The following is an 11,403-nucleotide window of genomic DNA, read 5'->3' as shown; positions in this document are numbered from 1 at the left end:
GACTGGCGGAGCAAACAATCCGTTGTCTCAGTTGACGGAGTCTTTCAGTGCCTTGCCAGCCTTGAAGGACGGCACCTTGGCTGCACTGATCTCGATCGGCTGGCCGGTCTGCGGGTTGCGGCCGGTACGGGCGGCACGCTCCTTCACCGAGAAAGTACCAAACCCGACGAGTGAAACGCTATCCCCTTTCTTGAGGCTCTCGGTAACGGTATCGACCATGGCATCCAGTGCACGAGACGCAGCGGCCTTGGGAATATCGGCAGACGCGGCGATGGCTTCGATCAGCTCGGATTTGTTCACACTTCACCCCTTGACGGTTTCAGTAAATGGCTCTAATCGGCGTGCCTTTCGCCCGGCAACACGATCACAGCACGGCTGGCAGTTTATAGCAATGCTGTAAAAGAGGTGTCAAGCAACTGCGGCGCCAAACCGCGCCATTGCGAGCTTTTCTTCCCGAAATGGCACGGCAATTATCGTTAATGTGTACTGATCATCGTTGAAGAAGAAGCCGAATCATCCGTTCGGGATTCTTCCCCGTTGGTATCGGGACTTGCAACCAACGCCGACGCCAGCACCTCATCGATCCAACGGACTGGCCGGATATCCAGCGCGTCCTTGATGTTATCCGGAACCTCCTTGAGGTCACGGCGGTTCTCTTCCGGAATTAGCACGATCTTTATACCACCGCGCCGTGCCGCCAGCAATTTCTCCTTCACCCCGCCGATCGGCATCACCTCACCACGCAGATTCACCTCGCCGGTCATGGCCAGGTCGCAGCGAATGGGGCGCCCGGTATAGGCAGAGACCATGGCAGTCACCATGGCGATGCCGGCACTGGGGCCGTCCTTGGGTGTAGCACCTTCCGGCACATGAATGTGCAGGTCTTCCTTCTCGAAACGCTCGGGCTCGATGCCCAGCGACTCGGCGCGAGCACGCACCACGGTATGCGCCGCGCTAACGGACTCCTTCATCACGTCGCCCAGCGAGCCGGTCTTGTTGATGCGCCCCTTGCCGGGCGTGACCACCGACTCGATGTTCAGCAGCTCCCCGCCAACCGACGTCCAGGCCAAGCCGGTCACGCGACCCACCTGATCCTCCTTGTCGGCCAGACCGTAGCTGTAACGACGCACCCCGGCATATTTCTCTATGTCGGCTGCGGCGAGTAACACCGGCGCCTGGGCCCCCTTGCCTTCGTATTCGAGCCGTTCGCGAAGCACCTTGCGGCACACCTTGGCGATCTGGCGCTCAAGCTCGCGCACGCCCGCTTCGCGAGTGTAGTAACGAATCAGCTCCAGCAGCGACTCATCGGAGAAGGCGAGTTCGTCCTCCTTGAAGCCGGTGGCCCGGAGCTGCTTCGGCACTAGGTAGCGCCGGGCAATGGCGAGCTTCTCGTCCTCGGTGTAGCCCGGCAGGCGAATCACTTCCATGCGGTCGAGCAGCGGGCCGGGAATGTTCATCGAGTTGGCGGTACAGATGAACATCACTTCCGAGAGATCGTAATCGAGCTCCAGGTAGTGATCGTTGAACTTGTCGTTCTGCTCCGGATCGAGGACTTCCAGCAGCGCCGAGGCGGGGTCGCCGCGGTGATCCATGCCGAGCTTGTCGACCTCGTCCAGCAGGAACAGCGGGTTCTTGACCCCGGCCTTGCTCATGCGTTGGATCAGCTTGCCGGGCAGCGAACCGATGTAGGTGCGGCGATGGCCGCGAATCTCGGATTCGTCACGCACGCCGCCGAGCGCCAGCCGCACGTACTTGCGGTTGGTGGCTCGTGCGATCGACTGGCCGAGCGAGGTCTTGCCCACCCCGGGCGGCCCCACCAGGCACAGCACGGGCCCCTTGAGCTTCTTGACGCGCTTCTGCACTGCCAGGTACTCGAGGATGCGCTCCTTGACCTCGTCGAGGCCGTAGTGATCCTCGTCGAGTACCTTGTGGGCGTGCGGCAGGTCATGCTTGACCCGGGTGCGCTTCTTCCACGGCACGCCCACCATCCAGTCGAGGTAGGAGCGTACCACCGTGGCTTCCGCGGAGCTCGGCGACATCATCTTGAGCTTGCCCAGCTCTTGCAGGGCCTTCTCCCGCGCCTCCTTGGGCATGCCTGACTCTTCGATGGCAGCCTCGTACTTCTCGGCCTCGTTGGGCACGTTCTCGAGCTCGCCCATCTCCTTCTGGATGGCCTTCATCTGCTCGTTGAGATAGTACTCGCGCTGGGACTTCTCCATCTGATCCTTGACCCGCGAGCGGATGCGTTTCTCCACCTGGAGCAGGTCGATTTCCGACTCGATCAGCGCCATCAGATGCTCGATACGGTCACGCACGCGATCCATTTCCAGCAGCTGCTGCTTGTCGTGGATCTTGAGCGAGAGATGAGCGCAGATGGTATCGACCAGACGGCTCGGGTCCTCGATGCCCGAGAGCGAGTTGAGAACCTCGTTGGGCACCTTCTTGGACAGCTTGACGTACTGCTCGAACTGATTGAGCAGCACGCGCACCAGCGCCTCCTGCTCACGCTCCGTCAAGGGCTCGCTGTCGCGCAACACCGCATCCGCCATGCTGTGTCCGCCGTCGGCATGGTGGACTTCGCGCAGGTCGGCCCGCGAGACACCCTCGATCAATACCTTGACGGTGCCATCCGGCAGCTTGAGCAGCTGCATGATCTCGGCAATGGTGCCGATGGTGAAGAGGTCGTCGGTGCCGGGGTCGTCCTGGCCGGCTTCGCGCTGGGCTACCAGCAGTACGCGCTTGTCGGCAGCCATGGCGGCGTCGAGCGCCTGGATCGACTTCTCTCGGCCGACGAACAGAGGGATGACCATCTGCGGATAGACGACCACGTCGCGCAGTGGCAAAAGGGGCAGACTGAGAGTCTGATCGGCGTTCTGCTGCATCGCAGACGTTCCTCAAACAGAAATCGGTGAATACAGGGGGTGTGGGGGCAGCACACCCCCTTTGCAAGGGGGCGCGGGCGACCTGCATGAAAAAGGGGCCGCCCGAGCGACCCCTTTTCGTCACGGGCGTGACGGCAACTTCCGGACGGCCTCAGCCGTCGGTGCCGTCCACCCGCTGGTCCTGCTGAGAATAGATCAGCAGCGGCTCGCTGTCCCCGGCGATGACCGAAGCATCGATGACCACCTTGGTCACCCCCTCCATGGAGGGAATCTCGTACATGGTGTCGAGCAGAACCGACTCGAGGATGGAGCGCAAGCCACGCGCCCCGGTCTTGCGCGCCATGGCCTTGGCCGCCACCGCACGCAGCGCGTCCTCGCGGAACTCCAGCTCCACGCCCTCCATGTCGAACAGGCGGGCGTACTGCTTGACCAGGGAGTTCTTGGGCTCGGTCAGGATCTGAATCAGCGCGTCTTCGTTGAGCTCGGTGAGCGTGGCGATCACCGGCAGACGACCGACGAACTCGGGGATCAGGCCGAACTTGACCAGATCCTCCGGTTCGACGTCGGCGAGCAGGTCGCCCACGCCCTTGGTCTCGTCCTTGCTCTTCACCACCGCGCTGAAGCCGATGCCGCCCTTCTCGGCGCGGTCTCGAATGACCTTGTCGAGGCCGGCAAAGGCGCCCCCCACGATGAACAGTATGTTGCCGGTGTCCACCTGCAGGAACTCCTGCTGTGGATGCTTGCGCCCGCCCTGCGGCGGCACGGAAGCCGTGGTACCCTCGATCAGCTTCAGCAGCGCCTGCTGCACGCCCTCGCCCGACACGTCGCGGGTGATCGAGGGGTTGTCCGACTTGCGCGAGATCTTGTCGATCTCGTCGATGTAGACGATGCCGCGCTGGGCCTTCTCCACATCGTAGTCGCACTTCTGCAGCAGCTTCTGGATGATGTTCTCGACATCCTCGCCGACATAGCCCGCCTCGGTGAGGGTGGTGGCATCGGCGATGGTGAAGGGCACGTTGAGCAGACGTGCCATGGTCTCGGCCAGCAGCGTCTTGCCGCTGCCGGTAGGACCGATCAGCAGGATATTGGACTTGCCGAGCTCGACGTCGTCGCCCTTGATGCCGGCGCGCAGACGCTTGTAGTGGTTGTACACGGCCACGGACAGCACCGTCTTGGCGCGGTCCTGACCGATGACGTATTCGTCCAGGGTGCGACGAATCTCGCGGGGAACGGGCAGGCGCTCCTCATCGCTCTCGGCATCGGCATCGAGAACTTCCTCGCGAATGATGTCGTTGCACAGGTCGACACACTCGTCGCAGATATAGACGGACGGGCCTGCAATCAGCTTGCGCACCTCGTTCTGATTCTTGCCACAGAACGAGCAGTAAAGCAGCTTGCCGCCTTCGTCCTTGCCTTTGCCGTCGGCCATTCGCGTACCTCTGTCACTTCGGCGGCCCGACCGGCCGCCGCTAATCACGTATATGAAGCGTGTCTGAATTCACGCTATCAGGATGTGGGCCGCTTATCCAGTACGGCATCTATGAGACCGTACTCCGTTGCCTGAGTGCCGCTCATGAAGTTGTCACGATCGGTGTCGCGGGCAATCGTCTCGATATCCTGCCCGGTGTGATGCGCCAGGATACGGTTGAGCTTGTCACGGATGCCCAGGATCTCGCGGGTATGGATCTCGATATCGGCCGCCTGCCCCTGATAACCGCCCAGCGGCTGGTGGATCATCATGCGCGAGTGGGGCAGTGAATAACGCTTGCCTGAGGCGCCGCCAGCCAACAGCAGCGCCCCCATACTGGCTGCCTGACCGATGCAGACCGTGGAGACATCGGGCTTGATGAACTGCATGGTGTCGTAGATCGCCATCCCGGCCGTCACGGCGCCGCCCGGCGAGTTGATGTAGAGATGGATGTCCTTGTCCGGATTCTCGGACTCGAGGAACAGCAGCTGCGCCACGATCAGGTTGGCCATGTGGTCTTCCACCGGCCCCACCAGAAAGATCACCCGCTCCTTCAACAGCCTGGAGTAGATGTCGTAGGCCCGCTCGCCGCGTGCGCTCTGCTCAACCACCATCGGCACCAGGCCGCCGGCGTTCCGGGTCTCGAACTCGTTGCTCATCAGTGTGATGTCCTTGCATCCGATGAATGGAAGCGACTGCACCTGCCGGCCGCACTCTCGCGGCCGGCAGGTCGAGGGGCGTGACGCCGAATCAGCTCTTGGCCTCTTCCTCGCCTTCCTCATCTGCGCCCTCTTCGGCCTGCTCGCCCTGCTGAGCGGCTGCGAGAGCCTGCTGGTAGCTCATCTCAACGTCCTTGACGGTCGCTTGCTCCAGCAGCTTGTCGACGGCTTTCTCCTCAAGGATAGCCGACTTGACCTGGGTCTTGAGTTGATCGTTGCCCATGTAGTAGTCAACGACCTGCTGCGGATCCTGGTACTGCTCAGCGAGCTCCTCGACCTTGGCGCGAATTTCGTCGTCGCTGGCGTCGAGCTCGTTGGCCTTGATCACCTCGGCCAGCAGCAGGCCGATCTGAACGCGGCTCTTGGCCTGCTCGGAGAACAGCTCGTTGGGCAGCTGGGACACGTCGAAGTCTTCGCCCAGGCCGAACTGCTGGGCCGCCTGGCGCTTGAGCGCATCAGTTTCCTGCTGGACCAGGGACTGCGGCACCGGAATGTCGTTGGCCTTCTTCAGCGCCCCGAGCACCTGCTGCTTGACGCGATTGTCGACGGCCTGCTTGGCCTCGCGCGCCATGTTCTTCTTGACCTCTTCACGGAACTTCTCGACGTTGCCATCCTCGACGCCGAAGCGCTTGATGAACTCTTCGTCGACTTCCGGCAGGGCCTGGCCCTTCACCGCGTGCACCTTGACCTTGAAGGTGGCTTCCTGACCGGCCAGATGCTCGGCCTGGTAGTCCTCGGGGAAGGTGACCTTGATCTCCTTCTCTTCACCTGCCTTGGCGCCGACGAGCTGGTCCTCGAAGCCGGGAATGAAGTTGCCGGAGCCCAGCACCAGGTCGTGACCTTCAGCGCTGCCGCCTTCGAACGGCTCGTCGCCCAGGAAGCCCTTGAAGTCGATCTTGACCTGATCGCCCTGCTCGGCGGCACGCTCGACCTCTTCCCAGGATGCATTCTGCTTGCGCAGAGTCTCGACCATCTCCTCGAGATCGGCATCGCTGACTTCGACCTGCGGACGCTCGACCTCGGTACCTTCGATCGAGGCCAGCTCGATTTCGGGGTAGACCTCGAGGGAGGCCACGAACTCCAGGTCCTTGCCGGTCTCGTCGACCTTGGGCTCGATGCTCGGGAAGCCCGCCGGGTTGAGGTTCTGCTCGGTGATCGCACGCACATAGCGCTCACGCATCAGCTCGCCCACGACCTCGTCGCGCACGCCGCGACCGTAACGCTGACGCACCACGGCCATGGGCACCCGGCCCTTGCGGAAGCCATTGAGACGAATGTTCTTCGCCGTGTCCTTGAGGCGGGCCTCGACGGCCTCGTCGACCTCGGCGGCCGGCACCTGGAACGTGACACGGCGCTCGATCTGGGAGGTCGTTTCGACGGAAACTTGCATGAATGGTCCTCTACCACTAGGGGCGTTCTTGGGAAGCATGAATGTAAAAGAGAGATTCTAAGAATCCCGCCCTACGCTGGCAAGCATTACACCCATTGGTTGGGGCGCGACGGGCGCTTTACAAGGGCGTTTTGCAAGGCATTTCGTCCGGCACTTCATTATGCGGGCATTGTAACCCGGCCTCGGCAAGCCATGACCACCCTGTCTTTGACAACCAGGTCTTCGACAACCAGGTCTTTGACAACCAGTGCCCGGCGAGCATCCACTCAAGAGAGCGAACATGATGACAGCGCCACCAGCGGCAATGAAAGACTCGCGGCAACGAAAAAAGATAGAGGAAAGGAAAGGTACAGAAAAGTATAACAGAGGTGCAATGGGGTGGATGATGGGGATCGAACCCACGACCACCGGAGCCACAATCCGGGGCTCTACCACTGAGCTACATCCACCATTGCAGAGATGAGGCGTCACAAGAGTCGATTGGGGTGGATGATGGGGATCGAACCCACGACCACCGGAGCCACAATCCGGGGCTCTACCACTGAGCTACATCCACCATATCGACACTACTACCTACTACATCACTCGCTACTACACCACTCGAACCGGAGACCCGCCGCGGGCAACAGCATTGGCACGCCCAGCAGGACTCGAACCTGCAACCTACGGCTTAGAAGGCCGTTGCTCTATCCGGTTGAGCTATGGGCGCATTCTACGATCCATGGCGTCTGACCGCAACCCTGATTCGCCATTTCCTCAGCGTAAACAAAAGGTTGTGGTCGGGGTGGAGGGATTCGAACCCCCGACATCCTGCTCCCAAAGCAGGCGCGCTACCAGACTGCGCTACACCCCGCCGGCCTTCGCACGGCCCTCGACAGCCAACAACCAGGCCTCGTCGAGCGCTGCGTATTCTACGCGAGAATCCTTCGCGGTCAATAGCTATCTGAAGCAGCGAGGCTTTTGCGCTTTGCCTGGACGGCGCGGCATGCGAAAATCGGCCCCCTTCGAGAACTTACGGTCGGCATTGGCAGCGCCGCTCACTCATTCACCACAGGGGAGAAACGATGACCGCCCAACTCATCGACGGCAAGGCCATAGCCGCTCAGGTCCGCGAGCAAGTTGCACGCCAGGTCGAAACGCGCCGCACCGAGGGCAAGCGCATACCGGGCCTCGCCGTGGTTCTGGTGGGCGAAGACCCGGCTTCCCACGTCTACGTCAGCAACAAGCACCGCGCCTGCGAGCAGGCCGGCATTCTCTCCTTTCGGCACACTCTGCCCAGCGATACCAGCCAGCAGAGGCTCGAGCGGCTGATCGACGAGCTCAACGCCGACCCGCGCATCGACGGCATCCTGCTGCAGCTGCCTCTGCCGGCCCACCTCGACGCGCGCCCGATCCTCGAGCGTATCCTGCCGCACAAGGACGTCGATGGGTTCCACCCCTACAACCTGGGACGTCTGGCGCAGCGTTTGCCGGTACTCCGCCCCTGCACCCCCAAGGGCATCATGACCTTGCTGCAGGCCAGCGGCCTCAAGGTGCGCGGCATGGACGCCACCGTGGTCGGTGCCTCCAACATCGTCGGCCGCCCCATGGCACTGGAACTCATGCTGGCCGGCTGCACCACTACCGTGTGCCACCGCTTCACCCGCAACCTCGAAGAGCATGTGCGTCGCGCTGAGCTGCTGGTGGTAGCGGTCGGCAAGCCGGGCCTGGTCAAGGGAGAGTGGGTACGCGACGGCGCCATCGTCATCGATGTGGGCATCAACCGCGAGGAGGACGGCAGACTGGTCGGCGACGTGGAATTCACCTCGGCCGCCGAGCGCGCTGCCTGGATCACGCCGGTACCGGGTGGCGTGGGCCCGATGACCGTCGCTTCGCTGCTGGAGAACACCCTCTACGCCGCGGAGCGCCACGATGCCATGGAACAGGAATCCGCCACGCTCTGATAGAACTTGGCAGCCTGAACCTGACAACCTAGCGTCGCTCCGCTAGAATACGCCCCTCCTCAGAACATACCTACTCACGACACGGCGGCCCGGCCGCCTTAGCGGAGCAAGCGACTCGAGATGAAACGCATCGGTATCATCGGCGCCATGGCCCAGGAGGTCGACTACCTGGCTTCGCAACTGGAAGGCCGCCGTACCCGCACCCATGTGGGCTGCACCTTCCATCACGGCAAGCTGCACGGTGTCGATGTGGTCATCCTGCAGTCGGGCATCGGCAAGGTCAATGCCGCCATCGGTACTACCCTGCTGCTCGACGTCTACCAGCCCGAAGCGATCATCAACACCGGTTCGGCCGGCGGCTTCGGTGAAGGGCTGGAGATCGGCGACATCGTGGTATCCAGCGAGGTGCGACATCACGATGTGGATGCCGTGGCGTTCGGCTACGAGCATGGCCAGGTGCCGCAGATGCCCGCCGCCTACCTGCCCGATGCCCGTCTGGTCACGCTCGCCCGGGAGTGCATCGAGGAGCTGGGCGAGGTCAAGGTGGTGGAAGGCCTGATCGCTACCGGCGACGTCTTCATGGCCTGCCCGGAGCTGGTCACCAAGACCCGCACACGCTTCCCCACCATGCTGGCGGCCGAGATGGAAGCCGCCGCCATCGCTCAGACCTGCCACCTCTACGGTTGTCCGTTCGTGGTCATCCGCGCGCTGTCCGACATCCCCGGCGGCGGCGACAATCACCTCTCGTTCGAGCAGTTCCTGGAGCAAGCCGCCGCGCACTCGGCACGCATGGTGGAGCGCATGGTCCTGCGTCTGGGCAAGACCGAGCCGCAACCCGACATCGAACTCGCCGCCAGCTAGGCATCAGGCTTCGCCTGAAAAAACAGGGGAGCGGCAATGGCCGAGACCATGACCGCTCCCTGCCTGCCAACGCACCGCTCCCCAGCGCCCCCAGCAAAGCCGTCCTGCCTCAGTGGCTACACACCTTGCCCCGGCCCATCAGACGCTTGATCGCGATACGCAGCGAATCGCTGAGCGCATGAAAGACGATTTTCAAGCACATGCTGCGGTTTCTGAATCCTAGCATCAGCGCCAGCAGAAGCGAGAGATCATAGGGTGCCCGCACCTTGCGGCATACGCCCATGTACTGACCGGTATACTGCAGAGCACGCTTGCGGATATGACGCCGGCAACTGCGATAGGCGGGGTCGCGATAAAGCTCCAACAGCGACCCGAGCAGGCCATGCAGGCCCTTCACGTGCTTCATGCACTTGGCCATCGTCATGGTGGAGTTATGACGGATTCTGCGCCGGAACAATACACGATCGGTCACCACATGACGTCTGGCTGAAAAGATCAGGGGATAGAAGACCTGTTCATCCTCGTGATAGTAAGCCTTGAAGCCCAATCGATCCCCCCACAGCATGCGCTTGCTCAGATAGAGACAAGGGCTGCAGGAGCCGCCGCCATGCCGTTCGAACGCCGCCAGGAGGTCAGCCGCACTGGTGTACTCGCCTTCGAACCCGCGGCGGTAGGAGCGCACCAAACCCAGCCCTTTCGCCCCTTCGTCGAAGAACGCAGCTCCCGAAAAGAAGATGATGTCCGGGTAGTGGGTGGATGTGATGAGGGCATGCATCTGCTCGATGAAATCGGATTCCAGCAGGTCATCGGCATCGAAGAAGTAGACGTAATCGCCCGACGCACTGGCAATCCCAAGGTTTCGGGCCCTACCCTGCCCCTGGTTGACCGTCGCTATCAGCTCGACGCGATAGGGATGAGGAAATGCACGTAGACGCTCCCAGGTGTCATCCTCGCTGCCATCGTCAACGATGATGACCTCGTGGGGCGGTAACGTCTGGCTGGCCAGGCTCTCAAGCGCGGCCTCTATATAGGAGGCCACGTTGTAGGCCGGGACGATGATGCTGATGGTCGGCTCGCGCATGTCCATGACCGTCACTTGAATTCGTCGAAGGGAAAACTGGCGACCAACCGCTCCGGTTCATTCAGATACTTCGCCACCCCACCCCGTGCAGGCAACGCCGCCATGCAATCGTCGGCCTCAGCCCGCCCCCTTAGCGTCAAGACGCCGGTATCGGGAGCGTCCGTCGTACTGTAATAGTCGCGAAACTTGAACTCGCCACCGATCAGAGCATCGGAGAACCGCACCCAACGATTGGGAATTCGGTAGCAATCGGCAAGAATCAACCCATGCAGCGAGGAAGAAACGATCGCATCGCATTCGGCGAGGGCATCAATGAACGGCTCAGGCTGCTGCCCCACGTCGATCAACTTGACGTCGGGCAGACCCGCCATATAGCGGACCACGGGGTTATCCAGATCGATATAGTGAGGCACCAGCCCGACACGGTAGTGCCGATCGCAACGCACAGGCTGGTAGAACAGAGGCATGAGGAGAGCAGGATCGCCCAGTATCGCTCTTGAGACATCCGCGCCATTGGCAGCCAACAGCTGTTGGGTAAGCCGACCCCTGAGCGCCAGGAAGCGGGCATGCTCGAGAGCCTCTCGTCCTGGTAGCCACCGCGGGTCGATGACACCGCTACCCCACACCAGACTCCGACTTTTCGCCTGGTGAAGGATGCTTCCCACACCCAACAGATGCGCGCCCACGTTCGAGTGAACGCGGTAGGCATCCTTACCGGTGAGCCGCCGTACCAGGTAAGGCGTGATCGCATCTCCGACGTTCAGCCGTTTGTCGAAATATACGACCGGAATCCTCTCCCTGGCGAAGGTCAGCAGCAACGCAAACTCGAGCAGGCTGCGAAGCCCCTTGCGAACCTGCTTATGAGTCGACCTTGTCATCCTGGATCGTTCTCGACGCATACCTACGGGCACCCTGCGGCCAAGCCTCAGGCACTCAGATGGAACGTAAGTAGCGATGAGAGAGTACTCCCTGTACTCAACTCACACGATAGACTAGCCGTCACGGCTTCGCCGCAGGAATGTCATCGAACATGATACCCATCACCAAATGCAGAACGGC

Annotated in this window: 9 protein-coding genes and 4 tRNA genes; 2 read left to right on the top strand and 11 right to left on the bottom strand. The window is 61.8% G+C overall.

Going from position 1 to position 11,403, the window contains the following annotated elements; genetic code table 11:
• Window positions 1-27: 27 nt before the first annotated feature.
• The 9 genes from hupB to HOP59_RS10800 all read right to left on the bottom strand — a co-directional run bounded on the left by hupB (window position 28) and on the right by HOP59_RS10800 (window position 7,312).
• On the bottom strand, window positions 28-300 hold the full coding sequence (gene hupB / locus HOP59_RS10840) for a nucleoid-associated protein HU-beta (RefSeq protein WP_010628481.1): 273 nt from the start codon (window positions 298-300) through the stop codon (window positions 28-30).
• Window positions 301-476: 176 nt separating this feature from the next.
• A complete protein-coding gene (gene lon / locus HOP59_RS10835; protein ID WP_234253969.1) occupies window positions 477-2,882 on the bottom strand; it encodes an endopeptidase La in 2,406 nt (801 codons plus the stop codon).
• 151 nt (window positions 2,883-3,033) lie between these two features.
• Window positions 3,034-4,311 (bottom strand): ATP-dependent Clp protease ATP-binding subunit ClpX, encoded by a 1,278-nt coding sequence (gene clpX / locus HOP59_RS10830; RefSeq protein WP_010628479.1) that lies wholly within the window; start codon window positions 4,309-4,311, stop codon window positions 3,034-3,036.
• Window positions 4,312-4,388: 77 nt separating this feature from the next.
• Window positions 4,389-5,009 carry an ATP-dependent Clp endopeptidase proteolytic subunit ClpP gene (gene clpP / locus HOP59_RS10825; protein ID WP_010628478.1) on the bottom strand — a complete coding sequence of 207 codons (621 nt, stop codon included), beginning with the start codon at window positions 5,007-5,009 and terminating at the stop codon, window positions 4,389-4,391.
• Window positions 5,010-5,100: 91 nt separating this feature from the next.
• Window positions 5,101-6,459 carry a trigger factor gene (gene tig / locus HOP59_RS10820; protein WP_010628477.1) on the bottom strand — a complete coding sequence of 453 codons (1,359 nt, stop codon included), beginning with the start codon at window positions 6,457-6,459 and terminating at the stop codon, window positions 5,101-5,103.
• Window positions 6,460-6,833: 374 nt separating this feature from the next.
• Window positions 6,834-6,908, bottom strand: a tRNA-His gene (locus tag HOP59_RS10815).
• A gap of 32 nt (window positions 6,909-6,940) precedes the next feature.
• Window positions 6,941-7,015: transfer RNA gene (locus HOP59_RS10810), tRNA-His, on the bottom strand.
• Between the two features lie 76 nt (window positions 7,016-7,091).
• Window positions 7,092-7,168 (bottom strand) — tRNA-Arg (locus HOP59_RS10805).
• Window positions 7,169-7,235: 67 nt separating this feature from the next.
• A tRNA-Pro gene (locus HOP59_RS10800) sits at window positions 7,236-7,312 on the bottom strand.
• Window positions 7,313-7,523: 211 nt separating this feature from the next.
• On the opposite strand from HOP59_RS10800, the gene folD reads away from it, so the two are divergent.
• Window positions 7,524-8,402: a bifunctional methylenetetrahydrofolate dehydrogenase/methenyltetrahydrofolate cyclohydrolase FolD gene (gene folD / locus HOP59_RS10795; protein WP_010628476.1), complete on the top strand. Its 879-nt coding sequence runs from the start codon at window positions 7,524-7,526 to the stop codon at window positions 8,400-8,402.
• Between the two features lie 120 nt (window positions 8,403-8,522).
• Window positions 8,523-9,263: a 5'-methylthioadenosine/S-adenosylhomocysteine nucleosidase gene (mtnN, locus tag HOP59_RS10790; RefSeq protein WP_010628475.1), complete on the top strand. Its 741-nt coding sequence runs from the start codon at window positions 8,523-8,525 to the stop codon at window positions 9,261-9,263.
• Between the two features lie 109 nt (window positions 9,264-9,372).
• Here mtnN and HOP59_RS10785 read toward each other — a convergent pair whose 3' ends face one another.
• Complete coding sequence (locus HOP59_RS10785; RefSeq protein ID WP_010628474.1) at window positions 9,373-10,350, bottom strand: glycosyltransferase family 2 protein; 978 nt, start codon at window positions 10,348-10,350, stop codon at window positions 9,373-9,375.
• A 5-nt stretch (window positions 10,351-10,355) separates the two neighbouring features.
• A complete protein-coding gene (locus HOP59_RS10780) occupies window positions 10,356-11,222 on the bottom strand; it encodes a polysaccharide pyruvyl transferase family protein (RefSeq protein WP_234253968.1) in 867 nt (288 codons plus the stop codon).
• Between the last annotated feature and the right edge of the window lie 181 nt (window positions 11,223-11,403).

Source organism: Billgrantia aerodenitrificans (assembly GCF_021404405.1).
GTDB classification, from domain to species: domain Bacteria; phylum Pseudomonadota; class Gammaproteobacteria; order Pseudomonadales; family Halomonadaceae; genus Halomonas; species Halomonas aerodenitrificans.
This window is presented reverse-complemented; position numbering and strand designations above follow the sequence as displayed.